Genomic DNA, 22,226 nt, shown 5'->3' with positions numbered 1-22,226 from the left:
GTGATGTATGAAAAAGAAATATATTATTAGTTCAGTTGCGGCACTAGCTACACTAGGTGTGTGCGGTTATGCGATTATGCAGTATCAAGCAGATAAGCCACAAGAACAAGCGACAAATCGTGTCGCTTATGTAGAAAAGAAATCTACAAATAAGCAGGACAATAAATCTCAAAAAGCCGAGAAATTGACACCTGAGCAGATTCAGGCCAAAGAAGGCATTACTGCTGAGCAGATCGTTGTCAAGATTACGGACCAAGGCTATGTGACTTCACATGGTGACCACTATCATTACTATAACGGCAAGGTTCCCTTTGATGCAATTCTAAGTGAAGAGTTGATTATGCGGGATCCAAATTATCAATTGCAAGAATCAGATATTGTCAACCAAGTGAAAGATGGTTATATTATCAAGGTTGCAGGAAAATATTACCTCTATCTGACCAATGCCAAAGAAACCAGCAATGTTCGTTCTGTTGATGAAATTGCACGGCAAAGACAAATTCATCCTAGCAAGGAAGAAGGCGAGGGCGGATCAGAAGCTAAATCGAGTCAAACTGTTAGCAGAAAAACGCAAGATTTCAGTCGTCCAAGTGCTGCCTACGCTGCAGGAAAGAGGACCTATCAAGCAGAAGGCACTGCATCGAGTCGGAGCAATGGCGCCTATACAACAGATGACGGCTATGTTTTCAGTCCATCTGATGTGATTTCGGATACAGGAGATGGCTTCCTTGTGCCACATGGCGGTCATATGCATTATATTCCAAAAAGTGATCTGTCGCCAGGTGAGTTAGCGGCTGCCCAAGCCTACTGGGATTCCTTGCAGCGAGGCAAGCAAGTAGCAACTCCAGCTGAAAATCCTAATACAGGAGGAGAGGCTTCTGCTCCTACAGGTAAAGCATCAGAAAATCAACATACAGGAACTGCGACTAAGCCAGCTCATCAAGCTGACAAGGGACAGACTGCTAAGCCAGCTCAAGGGTCCAAACCTGCCCAATCAGATGCTGGGCACGGAGCTAAACCAGCTGAAAAAGCAGAAGATGCACCATCAAGTTACCAAACCTTACTTGAGAAACTCTATCGTATTCCAAAAGAAAAACGCTATGTTGAAAAAGATGGTCTTGTCTTTGATCCAAGTAAAATTGTTAGACGGACCGCAGAAGGAGTGGCCATTCCGCATGGAAATCACTATCACTTTATCCCTTACAGCAAACTGTCTGCCCTAGAAGAAGAAATAGCTCGGAACATTCCTGTTGCTGGTCAGAAGACTTATCCTAAGGCTACTGCAAGTACACCAAGCCAGCCTAGTCAACCAGCAAATCCAAGTCAGCCAGCCAAACCAGCTGATAAAGATGAGCACGATCATGGTTTCCACGCTGAGCATGTCATCTCAAAAGATGAGGAAGGTTACGTTGTCCAACACGGCGGGCATGCACATTATTTCTTTAAAAAAGATTTGACCAAAGATCAGATTGCAGCGGCAGAAGCCAACCTGGCTAAGCACAAAGATTCAAGCCAATCCAGTCAAGTCAGCACAGAATATGACCGTTTTTCTCGTGACGCAAGTGACGAAGAGAAAATCGCTTATATTTCCAAGACTTATGGTGTACCGCGTGAAGCAATTAAGATTTCAAAAGGCTTCTTTGTCTTTAATAATCCGGATCAAGACTACGATCCGACACATATCCATCCATATGCTGTTCGAAAAGAGCATGTTCGGATTCCTTTAGAAACTGGAAATCCAGAGCTGGACTTCCTAAACGAGCTTTATACAACAGCCCTGCGTTCAGGTCTGTCTCCATACAGTATTCAGGTTGAAAATGGTCAGTTTGTCATTCCGCATGGCGATCACAACCACTACATCCGTGTCCAATCCAAAGGATTGAATCTAGGCTTGAAGAACAAAATCCCAGCCTTGCAATCAGCTTATCAAGCAGGATCCTATGATGAAAAGGCAGTTCTTGAAAAGGTGGATGCCCTCTTGGCAGCTAGCCGAACCATTTATGCTAAAGACTTGCTGATGCAACGTCGAATCGAGCTAGCTCTCGGTAATTTTGTAGAAACCATGAAGCAATTGCCAAGCAACTCCACAGAGGGATATTTGGCAAGCCTAGATCAATTTGATAAGCATTACATTCATGTTGATGAAAAAGCGAAAACGGAAGAGCTGACCGAAGTTGATAAAAAATATCAAGAATTGGTAGACAAGATCAAACGTTTGGAAACGGACAGCTACAATGTGAATAAAACCAGTTTGCTCGGTGAATTGCAGACAGCCAAGGTAGAAAAAAATCAAGCTAAGATGGCTGAGATTGAGCAGCTATTGGCAAGTCTGCAAGATTATCAAGATCGGACAGGAGTGACCTCCGTTGAGTATCTCAAAACTTTCTATCTTGCGGTTGATGATGCTCGTTTGCAGCCAGAACTTCGGAAGAAAGTTGCTGATTTGACGCTCAAGCTTTATAAATCTCAGGCCTTTATCGAAGCGGTCGACCTGAAAGCTCTTTTCTTGGAACTCTATCAAACCAAGCTCGAAGTTGATAAGGCTCTGGCAAGTGGCAAGGCAGCTTCAGCCAAGGATAAAACGGTTCTGGATACCGAAAAACTGGACGACCACAGTTATAAGACGGCAATCTATGGTTTCTTGAAAGAATTGTATGGAGAATTTTCACCGCAGCCTACGGAGGAAATCTCAGAAGAAACTCTCCAAGCTCTCTTCCAAAAAGGTCAAGAACTTTTGGAAAAAGTAACGGATTCGACTCTGCAAGAAAATTATCAAAAGCAACTCGCAGCACTTCGAACTGATTTGCAAGAAGCACGCAAAGCTAGAGAAACAATCTTAGCAGAAACGAAAACGCTCTTGGCTCAAATCGTTGAAACCTTAAAAGAACAGCAAGCATCTGCAGCTCTCAAGGATAAAGAGACTTATCTGAAAATTTATAATTTGCTGATGTCCGCTCACAAGATGCTTGAGGAACAACAGGGGACAGATGAGCAATTTGCTAAGGTAGATGCTCTATTGGATAAATTATCCGATCCGAGTGTAGACAAAGCAACCTTGCTAGCCGAAGCAGAAGCGTTCTTTAATCAGCTTCAATCGAGCAAACCAGTTCCTACTGATACTGAGGCTAAAACTGAGACGGAGGCTAGTTCGACTGAGGAGACTAAGGAAGAAAAAACTAGCGAGTCTCCTAAAGAAACAGTGGAAGAGTCAAGCTCACCAGCCACTCCTAAAGTAGAAGAAGCGAATGTAGCAGTTCCTTCAGAAAAAGAGGCTGAGAGTCAAGTGACACCAGCAGAAAATAAGAAGTAAAGATTTTTTCGAAATAAATGGAATAAGGAGCGGAAGAAGCTAGAAAACGCTTTAAATCCGCTCTATTTCCACTTTATTAGGATGAAGCGTTCGATTTTTGTCATAGAATTGTAATAAAATTTCTATTTAAATGATATGGTTTTGACTGGTTTAACCAGTCATTTTATGTTAGTATTATAGCGTAGGACTAAAATATGAAATGATACATGTGCTATTAGAAGGAGATGTCTATGGACAAGAAAATTGGTAAATCCGTTGTAGCGACTGGCATTGCAGCGACAACGATTATTTCTGGTGCGCTTAGCCATCAGGTAAAAGCGGATGAACTCGTTGAGTCAACGGCTACGAAACCAAAGGCAACAGCAGTTACCGAGAAACCAATTACGACAGCGGATGTAGCAGAAGCGAAGGAAAAAGCAGATGCTGCCAAAGAAAATGTGAATCAACAGCAAGAACAAACTAAGAAAGCTGAAGCAGACCTTGAAGGAGCAAAAGCTGCAGTTTCAGAAGCTCAAGAAAAGATAGATACAGCTACTGAAAATGAAAAGGCAGCAACTGAAGAAAACATTTCTCAAACAGAGAGCAGTGTTAAAAAAGCTGAAGAAGAAGTAACAGCAAAATCAGAAACTGTCAAAGAAGCAGCAACTGCAGTCCAGGAAGCAAGTCAGGCAGTTAAAGACCAAGAAAATACAATTGCTGGCCAGCAGTCATTGGTGGATGTGGCAGAATCTGAGTTAAACAAAGCCAAAGAACCAGTTCATACGGAAACTGCAGCTGTAGAAACTGCTAAAAATCAAGAAAATCAAGCTCAGACAGCTGTGGATCATGCTAAAAATGAACTAGCAAAAGCGGAACAAGCAGCAAGTGTTGCACCGCAAAATCAAGCAGAAATCCAAAATAAAATCAATCAAACTCAGGCTAACTTAGAGCAGACCAAGCAATTGATTACTGCAACAAACACAGAGTTGGTGCATGAACAGAAAAATGCAAGTACGGCGCCAGTTGATTTACGGAATACGACCTATTCGCAATTCTTGGAAAATCTTCGAGATAATTCGAATAACGAGGCTGTAAGAAATGCTGCAGCTGATGCTTTAGCCCTTTACAAACGTGGTCAGAATGAATTCAACATCACGGTTGGTTCAGATCCATCTAGCCCAGCTAGCTTGGAAAATAACTTGCAGGCTTTGGAATTGGTTAAGGCTATCAATGCCTACCGTCGTAATGCAGGACTGCCAGAACTTTTGGTGGATCCATATGCCAATGTTGCCAGCCAAATTCAGACCTTGTACTTTGAGAAGGCTAACTGGCACATGGGCAAGCTGATTGGCAATGAAAACGTAGCTATTAGCTTCGATCCTCAAGGTGCAGTTAATTTCTGGCATAGTGAAAAAGCCTTGTATCAGAAGATTGCTGCCCAATACGGCTTGCCAACTGATGAAAGACAACTGGATGCTAATGCCATTTATATGAAAGTAGGGGCGGAAGTCTTTGCGAAAATTGGTCACTATGTCCAAATGATGGATAACAAGGCTAACGCTATTTCTGCTGCCTATGACACTCATCCAAATCAATGGGGAACTCCACACGGAACTTCAGAAGTTGGATTCCACAATGTTCGTAATTTCAACCAAAGAGTCAATAATGGCACACTACTAACAGTTGAAGCGATGGAGAAACTTCTCCGCAGCGGCGGTAGTCGTGGGGCTGCTTCAAGTGCCAATGTGACAGCGTTGAAAAATCGTTTGGCAGAGTTACAAGCGCAGAAAGTTAGTCAAGAGTCTAGCCTGAATCTTTTAAATAATCAGCTGACAGATTTGTCTAATGAGCAGAAAAATCGTGTGGCTGCTGTTCTCAAAGCTAAGCAGAACCTTGAAGCTGCTGAGAAAGGTCTAGCCCTGACTCAACAAAACTTGTCAGATAAAAAGTCTGCTTTGAGATCAGCTACAGCGAGAATCGCGGCTGCCCTCTCTCCATACCAAGCTAAATTGCAGAAAGCCCAAGCAACCTTGGAAGAGGCTAAAAACCAGCTTGCAGCTTTGAAGACCGCTGAAGAAAACAAGAATGCAGCCTTGGAAGCAGCTAAAGCTGAATTGGTCGCTGCTCAAAATCGTGTGGTGGAAGCTAAGAAGAAGGTTGTAGATCTGAAAACAGCTCCGCAGCAATTGGAAAAAGCTAAGCAAGATTTGGCAAGAGCAGAGGCTGACCTGAAAGCTAAACAAGCCCTAGCTGAGACCGAAAATAAAAAATTAGCTGATTTGCAAACAGTCTACAATGAGTTGCTAGCAAATTACAATTATTTGTTAGACCTTCTTCCAAAAGAAGAGCGTCAAGCCCTAGCATCGGCCACTACAACTACTTATCGGGCAAATGGTGGACTTAGATTTGCTGCAGCAGGTTCAGGGAGTCAAATGCTTCTGACTTCGAATCCAGCTTCTCAAGATGAGAAGGATGCATCGGTTGAACCGACAGCTAATGTAGCTGCTCAAGCTCAGCCAAAGACTGATAATACTAGTGCTACACCGACTCCAGCGACTCCTAAAGCTTCGCCTAGCCAGTCAGTTGTCCTTCCTAATACAGGAACGGAAGCGGAACAACTAGCATTCCTTGGAATGACTCTTGGTGCAGCTCTTCTCGCAGGTGCAGTGAAACATCGCCGCAGAAAAGCTTTATAGCAGATAACAGTGAAGTGAGTGTTACAGCTCGCTTCATTTTTTATTGGTGAATTAGTTTGATTGAAACAAATTTAAGAAGAAAATTTTTTGAGACTCAAATAATTCTTAATTTAGCTAGAAAACATTCCTTTTATCTGCTTTTCAGGGGATATCATGTTATAATAGCAGAGGATTTTATATAAAAAGAGGAACTTATGACTAAAAAAGCTATTCTAATGATGACCTTTGGATCGCCAGAGGGTTATACTTTTGAGGATATTGCAGAATTTTTCACGAATATCCGTCGTGGCGTGCGACCTACTGATCAGGAGATTCAGCACCTTCATGATAATTATCAGCGTATTGGTGGCAGCCCCCTGCAACGCATCACGCGGGCAGAAGTTGAGCTGGTGAAAGAAGCTTTAAAGGGAGAGTATGCTGTCTATTTTGCTAATAAATTTTCTCGCCCTTTTATTCCAGATGTTATTAAGCAGATGGAGGATGACGGGATTGAGGAATGTATCTGCTTGATTTTAGAACCGCATTATTCTTTTTATTCTGTTATGGGGTATGAAAAATTTATTACGAGCCAGACAATTAAATTCCATATTATCAAAGAATGGTATCAGGCTGAGGACTTGCTTCGCTTTTGGGAGGAAGAAATCAGGAAAATCTTGCAAGCAAAAGTCAAAGATGAAAGTTTTAAGGTCATTTTCTCAGCTCACAGTGTACCAGTTTTAGCCCTTGATTTTGAAGATCCATATATTGATCAGATTATTGAAAACTCACAGTTGATTGCCAATCGGCTGGGCCTTGCTCCATCTGAGTATATCAATACTTGGCAGAGCGAAAGCGATATTGGCTTGCCGTGGATCAAGCCAGATGTCCTAGAATATCTCCGAGATCAGACGACTCATCCACAACATTATATCTTTGTCCCAATCAGTTTCATCAGCGAACATATCGAGGTACTGTTCGATAATGACGTGGAGTGTCAGGAATTGTGCCAAGAACTCGGTGTGGCTTATCATCGCCCACCAATGCCTAACACAGACTCCCGTTTGATTGCTGCATTATTAGCAACTATTCGTCAGCATGAAGCAGAAGAGCTTCGATACATGCATCCAGAAGAAACAACCTTTGACGAATTGGCCCCTTCAGAAGAAAGTAATCAAATTTTAAGCGAAACGGAAGAACTTCAAATGCCTGAATTTGTCAAAAAGTTGATAGAGAAAAAGGGCAGAGAAAATGTCAAAATGCCTTATTTCATAAAGAAAATGTTAGAAAAAAGGGCGCAAGAATCAAAGTAAGCCTAAGATCTACCAACCTAGAAATAAACATTTGCAACGAGGAATGATCATGAATTGTTAGGGAAGTGCATGTTCTAGGAAAATGAAAAGTTTCTATTGAAAAGATAGGATTTTGGAGAAATATGTCTACAAACAAGCTAATCCAATCCAAGCTGGAACTGTTGCCGACCAGTCCCGGCTGTTACATTCACAAGGACAAAAACGGTACCATTATCTATGTAGGAAAAGCCAAGAATCTCCGTAATCGGGTTCGCTCTTATTTTCGTGGCAGCCACGACACCAAGACGGAGGCCCTGGTTTCCGAGATTGAGGATTTTGAGTTTATTGTCACTGAGTCCAATATTGAGGCTCTCCTCCTAGAAATCAATCTAATCAAGGAAAATAAGCCCAAGTACAATATCATGCTCAAGGACGATAAGTCCTATCCTTTTATTAAGATTACCAACGAAGTCTATCCTCGTCTGATTATCACGCGCCAAGTCAAAAAGGATGGTGGTCTTTATTTTGGGCCTTATCCAGACGTCGGTGCAGCCAATGAAATCAAGCGTTTGCTCGATCGAATTTTCACTTTCAAAAAATGTACCAATCCACCTGCAAAAGTCTGCTTTTATTATCACTTGGGGCAATGCGAAGCCCATACAATTTGCAAGCGGGATAGCCAGTATTTCAAGAATATGGCTCAGGAAGTGTCGGACTTTCTCAAAGGTCAGGACGATAAGATTATCGATGAGCTGCGTGATAAGATGAATAAAACAGCTGCAGCTATGGAATTTGAGCGGGCAGCCGAATACCGTGACCTGATTCAGGCTATTGGAACCTTGCGTACCAAGCAGCGGGTCATGGCTAAAGATTTGCAGAATCGGGATGTTTTTGGTTACTATGTGGACAAGGGCTGGATGTGCGTCCAAGTCTTCTTTGTCCGCCAGGGCAAACTAATCGAGCGTGATGTCAATCTTTTTCCCTATTACAATGATCCCGACGAAGATTTTCTGACCTATATTGGCCAGTTTTACCAAGAAAAGTCTCATCTCAAGCCCAATGAAATCTTAATTCCAGCAGACATTGATGAAGAAGCTGTTCGGGCCGTTGTGGATACCAAAGTAGTCAAGCCTCAGCGTGGCGAAAAGAAACAGTTGGTCAATCTGGCTATTAAGAATGCTCGGGTCAGCCTCCAGCAGAAATTTGATCTTTTGGAGAAATCCGTTGAGAAAACGCAGGGCGCTATCGAAAATCTAGGGAAGCTCCTTAACATTCCGACGCCCGTTCGGATTGAGTCTTTCGATAACTCCAACATCATGGGGACCAGTCCTGTATCGGCTATGGTGGTCTTTGTCAATGGTAAGCCTAGCAAGAAGGATTACCGCAAATACAAGATCAAGACCGTGGTAGGGCCGGACGACTACGCCAGTATGAGAGAGGTTATCAAGCGCCGCTATAGTCGGGTGATACGTGACGGGCTGACGCCACCAGATCTGATTGTCATTGACGGTGGACAAGGCCAGGTCAATATTGCTAAAGAAGTTATCCAAAACCAGTTGGGACTTGATATTCCGATCGCTGGACTGCAAAAAAATGATAAGCACCAGACTCATGAATTGCTCTTTGGTGATCCTCTGCAAGTCGTCGAATTATCTCGTAATTCTCAGGAATTCTTCCTCCTCCAGCGCATCCAAGATGAGGTCCACCGCTTTGCCATTACCTTCCACCGTCAGCTTCGATCTAAGAATTCCTTCTCATCGCAGCTAGACGGCATCGAAGGCTTGGGACCAAAACGTAAGCAAAATCTCATGAAGCATTTCAAATCTCTGACCAAAATTAAAGAAGCCAGTGTCGATGAAATCGTCGAAGTGGGTGTACCGCGAGCAGTGGCAGAAGCTGTGCAGGTAAAACTCAATCAAACAGAGCCATCCCGCCCCCTGTTAGAAGTGGCGGAACCGATTGTAGGCATAGATTGAAAGAAAAATTTATCTGATTTTAGAGAAATTCAGATACAGCTTTCAAATACTCATTGATATTGCTCAACCAGATTGATGGAGGATATTTTGATGCCAGTAGTGAAAAGAGGTAGATATGTTAAGAATTTTCCCATTTAAAACCGATGGTATCATAACTGAAATAGAACAATTGGAGAAAAATTATTCTATTTCCTTGCCTGAAAAATATAAAGAATTTTTATTAAAGTATAATGGCGGAGATACGATTGATACAAGATTTAAAGTTGAGAAAGTTCGTTCAGATATCCACTCCTTTTATGGTTTTTCATTAGCTAACCATTATAGTAATTTTAAATATCTAGTCGAAAAAGGCTTTTTAGAAGATTTTATTGAAAATCATTATCTACCCATAGCTAAAGACAGTTTTGGTAACAGTATTCTAATTGGTGTCGGCGCTAGTACTTATAATAAAATAGGTTTTTATGATCATGAAAAGCAAACGTATATCTCATTCACTATCGATTTTACTGAATTTCTAAAAAAGATAAAAAGTCCTGTTGTTCATATTCCATCCATTGAGGAGCGAACGAAAGAAATGGAAGAAATTGGAAGTCCTGTTGTAGTTGATGATGCGTTAAAAGCATTATGGCAAGAAGAAATCGATGAATTTGCAGGTCGAGAGCAAGTGATTGTTAAGCTGTAATATTGATTTTTACTTAGCTTTATTGCTATCTGACTTTCTAAATTGCCTCTGCTTTTGCGAGAGATGGGTAAAACAGTCTCAAAGGCATCAAGCCTTTTAACCAAAAGGGGAGCATGTTCAACAAAAATCGTAAACCAAAGATTGCGATATTTAAAAGAAGAGGAAAATAAGATGAGCCTAATGATTCGAGCACTAGGTCGTGCCAGTGATGAGGAAATAAAAGATTTGGAAGAGAAATACAACCTAACTCTTCCAGACGATTATAAAAACTTTCTGAAAGAAAACAATGGTGGACGATGTCCTTCCTATGAGTTTGAAAATTCTATTGAGATACAGAACATCAATGAAGAAATTAATATTGATGTTTTATATGGGATTAAGACTGGCGTAAAAAACTCTGATATAGAAGATTGGACTGATGAATATTTAGATGATCTTTTTTCTAACTCAATAATTATAGGCAATTCCTTGCAACATGGTTTTCTAGTTTTCTGGTTGAGTGGTGATGAAAATGAAGGTATTTATTATTATGATGATACATATAATCTAGAGGGCTCTAGTGATGAAAACAATGCCTATTTTCTGGCTCGCACTTTTTCTGAATTTCTAGAATTAGTCCAAAATTAATGTTAAAATGGGAGGGATAATGTGTAGTCCCTCTTTTTATTCAGTAATTATTTTAAAAAATATTGGATTGATTGAATTAAAACTTCACAAGATAGTACAAAATTTGGAGTTAGAAATGTTAAGAATTTTTCCTTACGATACAGAAGGTGTAGATCAGGCTATAGCGGATTTTGAAGATGAGTTTACAATCAAGTTTCCAGAAAAATATAAAAATTTCTACTTAAATATAATGGTGGTAATAGCTTACAAACTAGTTTTAGCATAAATCGTAAAACTTCAGACATACGAGCTTTTTATGGATTTAATAAAGCGAGTCAATACAATAATTTCCAATATTTGATTGATAATGGTTTTTAGAAGAAGTTTTAGAAAGAGGCTTTATTCCTATAGCCAAGGATAGTTTTGAATTCTATTCTTCTTGGTGTTACAGACAAAAATTTCAATCAGCTAGCTTTTTTTGACCATGAAGGTCAGCTCGTGCAGCATTTAGAAATCAATTTTGAAGACTGGGTGGCTAAGATTAAAAGTAAAAAGAAAAAAATTCGCACGATTGAAGAAAGAATCGCCGATATGAGATCCGTAGGCAGTAAAAAAGAAATTACACCTAGATTAAAGACAATCTGGCAAGAAGAAATTGATAGATATGCAGGCCGTGAGCAAGTGATTGTTAGGTTGTAGTCTTATTTTGTTTAATGTGATAACCTGATGTTGTCACATTTTTATTTTTTTGGAGAGTTTCTGTTATACTAGATTTGTTCATCATTGACCTTCTAAGCTAGACTCCTGAAGGAACTAGCACTATCAATCTATCTCAGTCAAAGATGGATAATTTATCGGAACATATCTCTATCATGAAAGAAGAAGATTAAAATGACAATTGAGAAAGAGTTAAATAAAATAGTAGAAAGTATTTCATTGATTCGAACAAGTCAAGCTGAGGTGCCGTTTTCAGAAGAAGCTCTAGAAGGCTTCACAGACTATTTAAGAGACTACATTCCAAATCATGTAGGTTGGATAAAGAAGGGAAATGAAAAGCTGGTTCAGTCCCTTACAAAAGACAATCAGTTGGACAGAGAAGCAATTTCACAGATGATAGTAGGTCTACACAATCTCTCTTTAGATTTTGAGGAATTACGCGATATATTACTAAAACTTTCCAATGAAATAGATAGAAAAAGCTGAAATTCAAGTATGCTAGCTATTCAATAACAAAAAAAGGATAAAAGATGTTAAGAATTTTTCCATTTGATAAAACAGGTGTTTCAGAGGCATTGGCTCAATTTGAAAAAAATCATGACATTTTGTTCCCAGAAGAATATAGAACCTTTTTAATAAACTATAATGGTGGAAATACCCTACAGACAAGCTTTAAAATAAAGAAAGAAAGTTCAGATATTCGAGCCTTTTATGGGTTTGAAAATGCTAATTATGAATATAATTTCCAGTATTTAATTGATCATGATTTTCTATCAGATTATATTGAAGTTGATTACCTACCGATTGCAGAGGATAGTTTTGGAAATTATATTCTTTTGGGAATTTCTAATCAAAATTATAATCTCATAGCATTTTTTGATCATGAAAAACAAAAATTATCCCCTTCCATCTTTCGTTTAAAGAATTTCTGGCCACGATTAACAGTAAAGTGTGTAAGATTAAATCGATTGACGAAAGAATTCAAAAAATGAAAGAGGTAAATAGTCCAGTCATTGTTGATGATGAATTGATAGCAATCTGGCAAGAAGAAATCGATAGGTATGCTGGTCGTGAGCAAGTGATTGTTAAGTTGTAATCTTATTTGATTTAATGAGAGTAGGACAGAAATCGGTAATTCGTAAGAATTCGATTTCGTAGTCCCACCTCCGCACAGTTGAGTAGGGCTGTAAAAGCTGATGAAATCAGCGTAGTAGAGCCTACTCAACCACTGCGTCTTGCTCGACAATCCAAAGACAATTGGGAGGCTAGGACTTTTGTCCCAGACTCATTTTTATTTTTTCGAGAGTTTTTGCTATACTAGTTTTATTGAACATTGATTTTTAACAACCTGCCTATTTTGCAAGAGGCAGATATTGTTTTGAAGTCAAATGCTTTCCTGAATAGAATGAACCAAAGGACACTTATGAAACAATTATTGCAAGAGTTAACAACCCTTTATTCAAAATTAAATTCCCATTATAATGAGCATTTAATAAATCCAGAAAAGATATCGGATGTTTATGATGACATTCATGAAGAGTTACAAGAAGACTTCGATAATCTTGCCAGAGGGATTGCTACAATGAAAAATTTAGACTTAGAATCAATACATGATACAGATAATCCAGCCTATCTCAATGGAATGTATGATATCTATACTTCATTGCTAAATATTGAAAATTATGTAGCCGATTTAAGGGAGATTCACATTCACATTTCAAAGAAGATTAGAGAAATCAATGGCGAAATTGTTGATGAAAATGTGATTGGCAGAGAAGATATAAAATGAGTTTACTCGGCGAATAGATAGATTTTAAAAAGGAGCAGGCATGCATAAATTTAGTGCCAAAATAAAGTCAAATAATAGCGATACGAAAATTTTGAAAATAATTAGAGATTTTAGTCATGAACCAATCGGAGCAATCAAAGAAAAAATGACTTATCACATGGCTGTGCTTGAAACAGAATATCTGAATTTAGAGCGACTAAAGAGCTTTAAAAAGACAGTAGAAGAGATAAGAGAATTGGGTGGGGAGCTTCAACTATTCCTTGATGATGAAGAGGTAACCATACAATTTTTGAGTCATGTTATTGAGTCGCAGGAAGATACCAAAAATCAAATTGAGGAAGACGATTTCTAATATGTTCGATGATGCGAAGTAATGGTTCCGACTTTCCAACATAATAATAATGCGGAATTGTCCCCTCTTAGTCAAGATTGTGTCCTTTGAAGATAGAAGTAGATGATAAATATATAAGGAAAGTAGATAGTGAAAGAAGTATTAGAAAATTTGCATCAGGCATGCTCAACACTTAATGATAAATTTAATGGAAAACTGCTTGATCAGGAGAAGTTAGATGATTTTCTGGAGGACCTTCGTGATGACTGGGATTCAAGTTTCAAACAGTTAAGAGGTGGTCTTCAGATTTTGGAAAGTCAGGTTGAATCAATTGAATCTTCAAGAAACAGCGCCTATACAAAAGGGATTCTTGAAATTTTTTGGGGACTGAGACGACTAGAGGTTTTATTGGATGATGCGGATGACTTGCTGGTGGCCTTGAATAAGAAATTGATGTTTGAAAGTGGGGAAATATCTGAGCAAGAATACCTAGATGATGGAATCCTAAATGTTAAATATCTGGATGAATAAAATGACTCAGACTAAATCAAGTTGTTAGAATAACGAGAGATAGGTTGACCGAGTGAAGGAATGTTTAATGGAAGATATTTATAAAGGAGCAAATGGTGTCAATAATCTACGCAAAGATCAAAATGTCAGATAATATCTTACAGGCATGTAAAATAATTAGGAAACATAGCACTTTACCAATTGATGAAATCAAGACAAGAATAGAAAAAAATGAGGCTTTGCTAGAAAGTGATTATCTGGATCTAGACCAGTTAATAGTGATGCAAGAAATTCTCGCTAGTCTCATAGGTTTTAGGTGCAAGAAATTAACTTGTACAAAGGACAAGCTGAAGTGGATATGGGATTTCTAAATAATACCATTGAAACCTATAAGAATATTGCTGCTGATAGAGAAAAACTAGATGAACTCATATTTGATAGTGAGGGATAAAAGCTATAATTTCTAGTATCAGTAGCATTTTTAGAATGAACCTAGAATTTTTAATAGTACAACTTTCAGGATTTCAGTATAAATAGAGGTGAGAGTATGGAAACTGAAAATACAGTATCAATTTGGGTTGGAAATTTTGCAAGTAGGGAAGAGCTGGATACCTATATCGACTTAAGGTATGATGATGACGGAGAAATTGTCAGTTCCAAGTTTTATGATGCTTTTCAAATTGATATCGATGATATTGACGAATACCTAATCGAAAAAGAATACCTTGATTCAAGATTTTTAAATGTATATGACCATTTAATCGGAGCCTCATATGCAGATGTTGTCATGGATAATTTAAAGAAGATTGAAGATGACCTAGCGATACCTGAAAGTAATGCCATTATTTTACTTTACAATTATAAATATTGTGGGCAAGTTAAAGAACAGCCCAATATCAAATTTATTGCGACAGTCAATTATAGATAGGTAGAGGAAAATGAATGAGCTAGTAACGAGATATATCAACTTTTGGGAGAACTTAAATCAGAACTGCAATGGAAATATTTTAAGTGGTGGCAGGCTAGATGATTTAAAAAACTGTGAAAAAGCTATGAATGAATGTTTGAATCAATTAAATAGCGGGCTTAGCTTGTTAGAAAAAAAGAAAAATGAAATTTCATCATCTCAAGATCCCTCTTATACATCTGGATTTGTAGATATCTTTCTAGCTCTGGACGGTCTGGAGGATGTATTTTCTGAACTAAAACACGTTTCAATAGTAATGAATAAACACTTTATGTATGAAAGTGGAGAAATATCTGAGGAAGAATTCCTGGATGATGGTATTTTAAATGTTGAAATAGTTGATGCAGGAGATGAGGAATGAAGCTAGATACTAGAGTTGAAAAAGCCTTAATCGAAATCAATTTTGTAGAGAGATATGAAAAATTATCGACATATTATAGCCAGAAAAGAACACCAAAGGGTCAAGAGCTTGATTATTTTGACGGCGATTTTTTGATGGAAATTGTGGAATTATTAGGCTACAAAGTTCGGTATGATAAACGAGAACGTTTTTTCCATATTGATCTGGAGGAAATCGGAAATTTTTCGATTTTGGCTTTCATTTTTCTTTTGAACATGGTCGATTGGAATTGATTTGGGTTGTTTATGAAGGAGATAAAGTTGTCCTTGGTTCTCCTTGGACTAGATATCCAAGGTTGATGATTGCGCGTGATTATATTATAAAACAGCCAATTATTTCCGACTATGTTGATTTTCGAGACGTCATGAAAATTGCCTTTTGAAATGTATGAAGCTTTCAAACAAGCATTTTTGAAAGCTGCTACAGGAGATGAGAGATGAACTTAGATACTAGAATTAAACAGGCTTTAATCGACATCAACTTTGTAGAGAGATATGAAAAATTATCGACATATTATAGCCAGAAAAGAACACCAAAGGGTCAAGAGCTTGATTACTTTGACGGCGATTTTTTGATGGAGATCGTGGAATTATTAGGTTACAAAGTTCAGTATGATAAACAAGAACGCTTTTTCCATATTGAATTAGAGGAAATTGGACATTTTCGCTTTGGTTTTCATTTTGCCTTTGAACGTGGTCGATTAGAATTGATTTGGGTCATCTATGAGGGAAATAAAGCCATCATGGGCAGCCCCTTTACATCTTATGCCAAATGGCTAATATCAAGAGACTATATCATTTTGGATCCCGTAATTTCTGATTACGTTGATTTTAGAGATGTCATGAAAATCGCTTTCGAAATGTATGAGGATTTCAAGCAAGCCTTTTTGAAGGCTGGCTGCAGGAGATGAAGAATGAAATTAGACACTAGCTTGAATGCAAATCAATTTTCTAGAGCTATGATAGCTTTTTCAGTGTCCTAGATTCAGAAAGGAATCAAAATGGAATTTACTCTTAATCTAGATCTTTTGCAATTTATGCGGAAATTAACAGAACCGCTAGAAACATATATAGGAAACTCGTATTATAAGGAATATGTGCATGAAACGTTAGAAATTGCAGGCCGATTTATTGATAGGCTTAGTGAGTCCGACCCAGACTTTCTGTATGATAGATTGGAAAATTTAGACGAGGAAGACATCTTAACCTATTCGGAGCTGGATAGAAGCACTAATCCAGCTGTGTGGAGATGTATTGATGCTTTCCTTGCGTTAGTAGTTTATCAGTCATACAAAGCTGTTGGACAGCGGTATTTGCCCCAAACCATAGAGTGTGTTGATGAAGATACGCTCGAAGATTATTTTATTCATTATAAACAACTGGTTAGAAGGTACAATGACATTGCAAGGAGAACGAAATTGCTTGAGGAGGAAGCGAGCTTCGTAGATCCGTCTGTTAGCAGTTATTTAAAATTTTTGTTTGAGGAGTAAATGCGAGCATATGAATGCCAATCAACTTTATCTCATGCTGGTCTATTCAGAAGCTATCTTAAGACATATGGAAACAGAATATAAGCCACAAATTCGAGTTGCTTTGGATGCTTGCTGGAGTTTTGTGGAAAATAAAAACAAAACGGGCAAAGAGCTTTATAGTCTGCTAGATGCTGGAACCGATTTTAAGGGAATATTCATCTATATGCAATTAGACGAGAATGAGGCTAATCTTCTATCGTGGGACAATCTTAGCTATGCAATCGGAGCAACTGCCAAGGAAGCCTATCTACTGGACAATCAACAACTGCCTTCCCCTTTAGAAAATATTGATTCAAGCTTAATAGACTTATTTATTGCGAATTTAAAAGAAATCAATATCGATTTTTATAATCATCTTGAAGAAATTAAGAACTTTTTGAAGAATGATTGTCCTCCTTCAAAAAATACTGCCTTGCAAACATTGGAAAGATTAGGATTATTAGAAGGGAGTTGACGTTTGAAATGGATAAGTATCAAACGTCAACAAATATCTGATATTTTGTATGCTGAAAGCAATGCTAAAGCTGTGGCGAGCCTTGAGCAGCTTCAAACGGAGGATGAACTGTTTGTCTTGCTGGACAATTTTAACTGGGATAATGGATTTGAAGTGCCAAAAGCAGTGCTAACTCATCCCAAGTGTAGTCTTTCAGTGGCTTTATTAGCTTTTTATCGTGCAGATGGCATCAGGTATTTACTTGAGGGAGAGGTAGCCTTTGCAAATTCGCTATCAACGGAGTGGGAAGGTTTGTAAAAAATGTTTATACCAAAATTCTCAGAGGGCAATTTCCAAGCGGGACTATTTCTTTTCAGCCTGAAATAACGAAGATTCAAAAATTTAAACTAAAAAAAAATAAAACCAGAAATTGATGAACGATTCCTTGAAGGCATTTCGGGCAAAGATTTGAATGTAGTCATTTAATGAAATAAATGGTAGAGCCATCCAAAGGACTAGGGATGGTTTTTACGTTTTTGGAGATATTTTGTTATACTAGATTCAAACTTAGCAATCGTTCGTGAAGGAGTAAATATGAAACATAGAATCGCAATTCTCTCTGATATACATGGGAATACTACGGCCTTGCAGGCAGTTCTGTCAGATGCCAAAAGACAGGAAGCGACAGAGTATTGGCTTTTGGGGGATATTTTTCTCCCTGGTCCGGGGGAAAATGATTTGCTAGCCTTGTTAAAAGACCTGCCTATCACAGCGACTGTCCGTGGAAACTGGGATGATTGTGTATTAGAGGCTTTAGATGGGCAATATGGCTTAGAAGACCCACAGGAAGTCCAGCTCTTGCGTATGACGCAGTATTTGATGGAGCGAATGGATCCTGATCTGATCGCTTGGCTACGGAGTCTGCCCATGGTTGCGAGGAAAGAAATTGATGGACTGCGTTTTTCGCTCTCTCATAATTTGCCTGATAAAAACTATGGGAGTGACTTATTGGTTGACAATGATACGGACAAATTTGACCAGCTACTGTATGAGGAGACAGATGTGGCAGTTTACGGTCATGTCCACAAGCAGTTGCTTCGCTATGGCAGCCAAGGGCAACAAATTATCAATCCCGGTTCAATTGGTATGCCCTATTTTGATTGGACGACCTTGAAAAATCACCGTGCCCAGTATGCCTTGCTAGAAGTTGAAGGCGGGGAACTGGTGAATATCCAATTCCGAAAAGTCGCCTATGATTACGAGGCAGAGTTGGAATTGGCCAAAGAAAAAGCTCTTCCTTTCATCGAAATGTATGAAGAATTACGTCGCGAAGATAACTACCAAGGCCATAACCGAGAATTATTGGCTTACTTGAATGACAAGTATGGTTACGTAGAGGATGTTAGGCAGTTTTTCAGATAGGTGAAAATTGAAGAGAGATAGCATTGAGTTTTAAAGGAAGGGCTTAGATGTTTGAGAAGATTAAATTAGAGCCTTTGAACCAGTTTTATCCAGTGAAACTAGATGAGATGAAAAATAGTGAATCAAAGCTAGCTATTCAATCCCTGAGTTCCTCAAGGAATTTTACGTGGAAGTTGGATATGGCTTTTTAAAAAGCAAGGTGGACAATATAAATCGTATCATGGATCCAGAGTCCGTATTAGACTTTAGGTTGAGGCAATATGATTTTGAGTTTTATCCAGATATTGAAATCTACAATCAATTTGAGGATGATAAATTAGTTTTCTTTGAAGCCAATGAAGTAGCACTGCTATCTATCGGATTTGCTGCTGAAAATAAGGGGAAAATCTACTATTATGATAAGGAAATTGCTCCTAATTTAGTAGAGTTTCTAGAACGGCTTATGGAAGATGATACTTTCTATTATGACTTGATATAGCTGGAGTTTTTTGGCGAACAGAAAGAAATACCGATTTTTATAATCATGTTGAAAAGGTCGAGTGCATAATCAATAGTATCGACTAACTTCAAAAGATAATGAACTAGATAGGATGATGACAATGACACAATTTGAAGATAAATTTATGGAAGTTCAGGCTAGTATGATTTCGTTAGCACTGGAATATGTACAAGATCAGGCAGATAAAATATACATTTATGCAATAGCAGATAGTTTATATAGTTTTAATTTGTTTTATGAAATAAAAGGGAACGTTGTACATAAACACTTGGTAAATAATTTCTTACCAGATGATTCTCAAGTTGATATCGATCTACAATCAATCTTACTGAGAGAAGGTATCAAGGATGTAGAAAATATGATTAAAATTTGCCAAGAATACGGTCGCTAGCATCCAACTGAAATGTGGCTTGTCTATGATGTTCAGAAAAACAGGCTTGAAAGTCGCTATAGCTATGAAGGCCGTTATGAGAAGGATGATGACTTAGAGCTACTGCCTAGTATAGAGTTTGAAAAGTGGTTTGAGGAAGTGCAAGGCCAATAACTGTTTTCGACAATGAAATTGCATTGAATTGATGAAGCAGGGGAAAAAGACTGCATAGAAGGTAGGAAAGATTTTTTCGGTCAACTAGTTAATGAACTTGGAGAATAAAGAGAACAATGAAATTGGATCATCAAATTTTCGGTAACATAGAATTTAATAATGGCTGGACAAGACCTATTTCTATAACGATGTTCGGTAAGCAGCATGTTTTAGAGATAAATATTGATGCAGATGAAGATGCAGAATTTGAAATCAACCAAGAAAAAGCCTATACATTTTTTCAAGAACACTTAGATGAAATTGTAACAGAGGTCAATTCTGCTATTTTATCGTACTATAATCGTGAAATATCAGATATTGTTTCCAGTTTTACAAATTTAGCTGAAAGACAATATTTTTTAAATAAAATTGGAGATGATCAGCAAATTTATTCTCTGTTGCAGCCTAAGCAAATCATGTTTCCTCTAACCTTTGATGAAAGTGTTGAAGAATTTGGCTTTTTATGTGATTGTGATTGGGACAAAGAAAATGGTATAGGAATAAAATTTACCAATGGCCTTTTATCTGAAATTGGCTATCAAGATATACTTCTATAAGTATATCATTCATAAATTTATCTATCTTTTATATTCATTGAATAACAAGCATTTAGTCACATTTATCACATGCCTTTCAGCTTCAACCCTCCTATGGAAGACTTGTTAAAGATTTTAGAAAAATCCAAAGTTTAATAGGAGCTAGAGCTGTTTAGAGGATTGGGAGAAAGGAAATCAAGTACGAATATGAAGTGGTTACATTATAAGGGAATTTCCAAGGATATAATAGAAAGTGTGGAGCATAGATTGCAGGTTAGTCTACCAGATGATTATAAGCAAGTCGTTTTGAAATATGATGGTGGCTATCCTAATCCCAATCATTTTAAGGTAGGCGAAAATATAGAAATTTTCAACAATTTAATCAGCCTAGATGAAAACGACTGCAACAATATATATGAGATTCTAGAAGATTTACAGAATCGAATAGGAGATCAGCTGATTCCCTTTGCGGAAGATAGTTTTGGAAATTTATTATGTTTTGATTATTCAGCTGATAAAAGCATCGTTTTTTGGAATCATGAAAAGAACTATGATGAATTTAAAGAAGCGACCTTTGTTTGTTCCAGTTTTTCTAGTCTAATTGAGAGTCTTTTTTAAGAAATATAGACTTTCTATGTACTATCCTTCTTAGTAAAAGATATCGACGTACCAACAGTGAGATTTTAAGCATGATAGGAAAAGAAACAGAATAGATTATAGAAAGGTTAGTTCAATGGTAGAATATGACAACAACAAACTAATAGTGAATGATGAAATTATTAGAACTTTTCAGTTTGGTATACGAGATCTAATAGAAGTAGATGAGGAGTGTATTGTTTTATTAGAAATACCTTTTGATAGTTTGGAGAAAAATAATATTATCAGACTTGATTGTAGAGGAACTGTAGTTTGGACCATTGCTAACAGTGGATACAATAAGCTGACTTATCCATTTGAACAGATGATTTTGAGAGATGGCTGGCTTTATGCGACGGATTTTTACGCTAGAAGATGCAAAATTGATATAAGATCAGGAAAAATAGTGGATGTGTCTACATTCAAATAACCATCTGAAATTATTCGTGGAAAGGTGAATCGCAATAATGAATCAAAATAATAAAGCATTATTTAAAATCAAAGCAATGAACTTGTTTGCTTCCATTTATGGGTGGCTTTCGATATTAATAATCTTTTTCTTATGAATAGTAGTATTAGCAGGAGTGGTGGAGTTTGGTATTCTATGGAGCATGCATGGAAAGCTAAATTAAATGATATTCCTCCTGAAGAATTAATCAGATAAGGAATAAACCAAGAGGTTAAAAATGTTTGAAAATCAATTAAGCCAATTGTTTAATGATATAGCAAATAATGTAAATCGTATGATTCCGGTAACGTGGAATGATTTCTACTTTAATGTTGAGTTAAAGGAAGGGGATGGAGAAGTTTTTTTCTATTTTAATACGAAAGAAAGTCCTGAAAAATATATTTTCTCACATGATATACCAGTAAGCTATGATATTCCATTTTCCGAATATATGGACTCCTTTAATCAATTAATGAGTATTTCTAGAAATATTTTAGAGGTTTTAGAAAATAATAATCAACCTAAATGGTATGCAATGGTTTTAATAGTAAAATCTCGGAAGCAATTAAAAGTTGAGTTTGATTACACTGATTGGTTTGCCAGTCCCTTTTACCTTTAATCAAAGGTTGTTCTTTTTTTTAAACATAAATGTTTAGGAGAAGAACCTGAAAATAATGATTTACTTCAACTTTTTAAAGAAATGGAAGAATATAAAAAACAAAGCTAAATATCTACGACGAACGTTTGAAGGATTTGGAGTATTTTCCCTATGATTTGTTGGTGCAGGGGGATTAAGCCTAGAAAGGGAGTTAGTATATGATAAGAGATAAACATAAAGATCGAGCGTATTTTGAAAAACGTTTGAATTGTTTACAAGAACGCTTAAAAAAGGAAAGTAAGTAAAAGT

27 protein-coding genes and 2 pseudogenes are annotated in these 22,226 nt (G+C 37.6%); all 29 read left to right on the top strand.

All coding sequences use genetic code 11. The features are described 5' to 3' along the window. Positions 1-7 precede the first annotated feature (7 nt). Positions 8-1,177 (top strand): annotated as a pseudogene (locus tag I872_RS12530) (pneumococcal-type histidine triad protein); the annotation flags it as partial. Between the two features lie 171 nt (positions 1,178-1,348). Further along, positions 1,349-2,623, top strand: a pseudogene (locus tag I872_RS12525) (pneumococcal-type histidine triad protein); the annotation flags it as partial. A gap of 917 nt (positions 2,624-3,540) precedes the next feature. Then, on the top strand, positions 3,541-5,985 hold the full coding sequence (locus tag I872_RS05080) for a CAP domain-containing protein (protein WP_015605073.1): 2,445 nt from the start codon (positions 3,541-3,543) through the stop codon (positions 5,983-5,985). A 194-nt stretch (positions 5,986-6,179) separates the two neighbouring features. Further along, entirely contained in the window at positions 6,180-7,274 is a 1,095-nt protein-coding gene (gene hemH / locus I872_RS05075; protein ID WP_015605072.1) for a ferrochelatase, read from the top strand. Between the two features lie 122 nt (positions 7,275-7,396). Beyond that, on the top strand, positions 7,397-9,229 hold the full coding sequence (gene uvrC / locus I872_RS05070) for an excinuclease ABC subunit UvrC (protein WP_015605071.1): 1,833 nt from the start codon (positions 7,397-7,399) through the stop codon (positions 9,227-9,229). Between the two features lie 115 nt (positions 9,230-9,344). Then, positions 9,345-9,911, top strand: coding sequence for an SMI1/KNR4 family protein (locus I872_RS05065; protein ID WP_015605070.1), 567 nt, complete (start codon positions 9,345-9,347; stop codon positions 9,909-9,911). 63 nt (positions 9,912-9,974) lie between these two features. Then, positions 9,975-10,538 (top strand): SMI1/KNR4 family protein, encoded by a 564-nt coding sequence (locus tag I872_RS05060; RefSeq protein WP_234702207.1) that lies wholly within the window; start codon positions 9,975-9,977, stop codon positions 10,536-10,538. Between the two features lie 115 nt (positions 10,539-10,653). Continuing rightward, positions 10,654-10,803 carry a hypothetical protein gene (locus I872_RS12255; RefSeq protein ID WP_234702206.1) on the top strand — a complete coding sequence of 50 codons (150 nt, stop codon included), beginning with the start codon at positions 10,654-10,656 and terminating at the stop codon, positions 10,801-10,803. A gap of 137 nt (positions 10,804-10,940) precedes the next feature. Further along, a complete protein-coding gene (locus I872_RS12250) occupies positions 10,941-11,216 on the top strand; it encodes a hypothetical protein (RefSeq protein ID WP_015605067.1) in 276 nt (91 codons plus the stop codon). A gap of 192 nt (positions 11,217-11,408) precedes the next feature. Next, positions 11,409-11,720, top strand: a complete 312-nt coding sequence (locus I872_RS05045; protein ID WP_015605066.1) for a hypothetical protein — start codon at positions 11,409-11,411, stop codon at positions 11,718-11,720. A gap of 44 nt (positions 11,721-11,764) precedes the next feature. Then, positions 11,765-12,226, top strand: a complete 462-nt coding sequence (locus tag I872_RS05040; RefSeq protein ID WP_015605065.1) for an SMI1/KNR4 family protein — start codon at positions 11,765-11,767, stop codon at positions 12,224-12,226. 431 nt (positions 12,227-12,657) lie between these two features. Further along, positions 12,658-13,023, top strand: coding sequence for a hypothetical protein (locus I872_RS05035; protein ID WP_145980501.1), 366 nt, complete (start codon positions 12,658-12,660; stop codon positions 13,021-13,023). A 40-nt stretch (positions 13,024-13,063) separates the two neighbouring features. Beyond that, positions 13,064-13,375: a hypothetical protein gene (locus I872_RS05030; RefSeq protein WP_015605063.1), complete on the top strand. Its 312-nt coding sequence runs from the start codon at positions 13,064-13,066 to the stop codon at positions 13,373-13,375. 129 nt (positions 13,376-13,504) lie between these two features. Then, positions 13,505-13,885, top strand: a complete 381-nt coding sequence (locus I872_RS05025; protein ID WP_015605062.1) for a hypothetical protein — start codon at positions 13,505-13,507, stop codon at positions 13,883-13,885. 526 nt (positions 13,886-14,411) lie between these two features. Continuing rightward, entirely contained in the window at positions 14,412-14,792 is a 381-nt protein-coding gene (locus I872_RS05015; protein WP_015605060.1) for an immunity 22 family protein, read from the top strand. 10 nt (positions 14,793-14,802) lie between these two features. Further along, complete coding sequence (locus I872_RS05010; RefSeq protein ID WP_015605059.1) at positions 14,803-15,192, top strand: hypothetical protein; 390 nt, start codon at positions 14,803-14,805, stop codon at positions 15,190-15,192. Continuing rightward, on the top strand, positions 15,189-15,464 hold the full coding sequence (locus I872_RS12245) for a hypothetical protein (RefSeq protein WP_015605058.1): 276 nt from the start codon (positions 15,189-15,191) through the stop codon (positions 15,462-15,464). The genes I872_RS05010 and I872_RS12245 overlap by 4 nt, the downstream gene beginning before the upstream one ends. A gap of 203 nt (positions 15,465-15,667) precedes the next feature. Further along, complete coding sequence (locus I872_RS05000) at positions 15,668-16,141, top strand: hypothetical protein (RefSeq protein WP_015605057.1); 474 nt, start codon at positions 15,668-15,670, stop codon at positions 16,139-16,141. 90 nt (positions 16,142-16,231) lie between these two features. Next, the gene (locus I872_RS04995; protein ID WP_015605056.1) at positions 16,232-16,720 is read left to right on the top strand and encodes an Imm6 family immunity protein; all 489 of its coding nucleotides are present in this window, start codon (positions 16,232-16,234) and stop codon (positions 16,718-16,720) included. A gap of 10 nt (positions 16,721-16,730) precedes the next feature. Further along, on the top strand, positions 16,731-17,216 hold the full coding sequence (locus tag I872_RS04990) for an Imm6 family immunity protein (RefSeq protein WP_015605055.1): 486 nt from the start codon (positions 16,731-16,733) through the stop codon (positions 17,214-17,216). Between the two features lie 3 nt (positions 17,217-17,219). Beyond that, complete coding sequence (locus tag I872_RS12240; protein ID WP_015605054.1) at positions 17,220-17,513, top strand: DUF4274 domain-containing protein; 294 nt, start codon at positions 17,220-17,222, stop codon at positions 17,511-17,513. A 276-nt stretch (positions 17,514-17,789) separates the two neighbouring features. Further along, entirely contained in the window at positions 17,790-18,617 is an 828-nt protein-coding gene (locus I872_RS04980; RefSeq protein WP_015605053.1) for a metallophosphoesterase family protein, read from the top strand. Between the two features lie 166 nt (positions 18,618-18,783). After that, on the top strand, positions 18,784-19,095 hold the full coding sequence (locus tag I872_RS04975) for an SMI1/KNR4 family protein (RefSeq protein ID WP_015605052.1): 312 nt from the start codon (positions 18,784-18,786) through the stop codon (positions 19,093-19,095). A gap of 121 nt (positions 19,096-19,216) precedes the next feature. After that, a complete protein-coding gene (locus tag I872_RS04970; protein ID WP_015605051.1) occupies positions 19,217-19,507 on the top strand; it encodes a hypothetical protein in 291 nt (96 codons plus the stop codon). A gap of 12 nt (positions 19,508-19,519) precedes the next feature. Further along, positions 19,520-19,660 carry a hypothetical protein gene (locus I872_RS12490; protein WP_015605050.1) on the top strand — a complete coding sequence of 47 codons (141 nt, stop codon included), beginning with the start codon at positions 19,520-19,522 and terminating at the stop codon, positions 19,658-19,660. A gap of 116 nt (positions 19,661-19,776) precedes the next feature. After that, a complete protein-coding gene (locus tag I872_RS04965) occupies positions 19,777-20,256 on the top strand; it encodes a DUF6985 domain-containing protein (protein WP_015605049.1) in 480 nt (159 codons plus the stop codon). A gap of 186 nt (positions 20,257-20,442) precedes the next feature. Next, positions 20,443-20,853, top strand: a complete 411-nt coding sequence (locus I872_RS04960) for an SMI1/KNR4 family protein (protein ID WP_015605048.1) — start codon at positions 20,443-20,445, stop codon at positions 20,851-20,853. A 115-nt stretch (positions 20,854-20,968) separates the two neighbouring features. Then, positions 20,969-21,301, top strand: coding sequence for a DUF7957 family protein (locus tag I872_RS04955; protein WP_015605047.1), 333 nt, complete (start codon positions 20,969-20,971; stop codon positions 21,299-21,301). 256 nt (positions 21,302-21,557) lie between these two features. After that, positions 21,558-21,938 carry an immunity protein YezG family protein gene (locus I872_RS04950; protein ID WP_015605046.1) on the top strand — a complete coding sequence of 127 codons (381 nt, stop codon included), beginning with the start codon at positions 21,558-21,560 and terminating at the stop codon, positions 21,936-21,938. Positions 21,939-22,226: the final 288 nt, after the last annotated feature.

It is taken from the genome of Streptococcus cristatus AS 1.3089 (assembly GCF_000385925.1).
Taxonomy (GTDB): Bacteria; Bacillota; Bacilli; order Lactobacillales; family Streptococcaceae; genus Streptococcus; species Streptococcus cristatus_B.
This window is presented reverse-complemented; position numbering and strand designations above follow the sequence as displayed.

Coding starts and splice junctions, on each gene's coding strand:
- I872_RS05045 (WP_015605066.1), top strand. CDS start 11,409: ATGACAATTGAGAAAGAGTTAAATAAAATAGTAGAAAGTATTTCATTG.
- uvrC (WP_015605071.1), top strand. CDS start 7,397: ATGTCTACAAACAAGCTAATCCAATCCAAGCTGGAACTGTTGCCGACC.
- I872_RS12255 (WP_234702206.1), top strand. CDS start 10,654: ATGTTAAGAATTTTTCCTTACGATACAGAAGGTGTAGATCAGGCTATA.
- I872_RS05030 (WP_015605063.1), top strand. CDS start 13,064: ATGCATAAATTTAGTGCCAAAATAAAGTCAAATAATAGCGATACGAAA.
- I872_RS05060 (WP_234702207.1), top strand. CDS start 9,975: ATGGGTAAAACAGTCTCAAAGGCATCAAGCCTTTTAACCAAAAGGGGA.
- I872_RS04995 (WP_015605056.1), top strand. CDS start 16,232: ATGGAATTTACTCTTAATCTAGATCTTTTGCAATTTATGCGGAAATTA.
- I872_RS04965 (WP_015605049.1), top strand. CDS start 19,777: ATGAAATTGGATCATCAAATTTTCGGTAACATAGAATTTAATAATGGC.
- hemH (WP_015605072.1), top strand. CDS start 6,180: ATGACTAAAAAAGCTATTCTAATGATGACCTTTGGATCGCCAGAGGGT.
- I872_RS05000 (WP_015605057.1), top strand. CDS start 15,668: ATGAACTTAGATACTAGAATTAAACAGGCTTTAATCGACATCAACTTT.
- I872_RS04960 (WP_015605048.1), top strand. CDS start 20,443: ATGAAGTGGTTACATTATAAGGGAATTTCCAAGGATATAATAGAAAGT.
- I872_RS05010 (WP_015605059.1), top strand. CDS start 14,803: ATGAATGAGCTAGTAACGAGATATATCAACTTTTGGGAGAACTTAAAT.
- I872_RS05080 (WP_015605073.1), top strand. CDS start 3,541: ATGGACAAGAAAATTGGTAAATCCGTTGTAGCGACTGGCATTGCAGCG.
- I872_RS05035 (WP_145980501.1), top strand. CDS start 12,658: ATGAAACAATTATTGCAAGAGTTAACAACCCTTTATTCAAAATTAAAT.
- I872_RS04970 (WP_015605051.1), top strand. CDS start 19,217: ATGACACAATTTGAAGATAAATTTATGGAAGTTCAGGCTAGTATGATT.
- I872_RS04980 (WP_015605053.1), top strand. CDS start 17,790: ATGAAACATAGAATCGCAATTCTCTCTGATATACATGGGAATACTACG.
- I872_RS12245 (WP_015605058.1), top strand. CDS start 15,189: ATGAAGCTAGATACTAGAGTTGAAAAAGCCTTAATCGAAATCAATTTT.
- I872_RS04990 (WP_015605055.1), top strand. CDS start 16,731: ATGAATGCCAATCAACTTTATCTCATGCTGGTCTATTCAGAAGCTATC.
- I872_RS04950 (WP_015605046.1), top strand. CDS start 21,558: ATGTTTGAAAATCAATTAAGCCAATTGTTTAATGATATAGCAAATAAT.
- I872_RS12490 (WP_015605050.1), top strand. CDS start 19,520: ATGTGGCTTGTCTATGATGTTCAGAAAAACAGGCTTGAAAGTCGCTAT.
- I872_RS04955 (WP_015605047.1), top strand. CDS start 20,969: ATGGTAGAATATGACAACAACAAACTAATAGTGAATGATGAAATTATT.
- I872_RS05040 (WP_015605065.1), top strand. CDS start 11,765: ATGTTAAGAATTTTTCCATTTGATAAAACAGGTGTTTCAGAGGCATTG.
- I872_RS05015 (WP_015605060.1), top strand. CDS start 14,412: ATGGAAACTGAAAATACAGTATCAATTTGGGTTGGAAATTTTGCAAGT.
- I872_RS05065 (WP_015605070.1), top strand. CDS start 9,345: ATGTTAAGAATTTTCCCATTTAAAACCGATGGTATCATAACTGAAATA.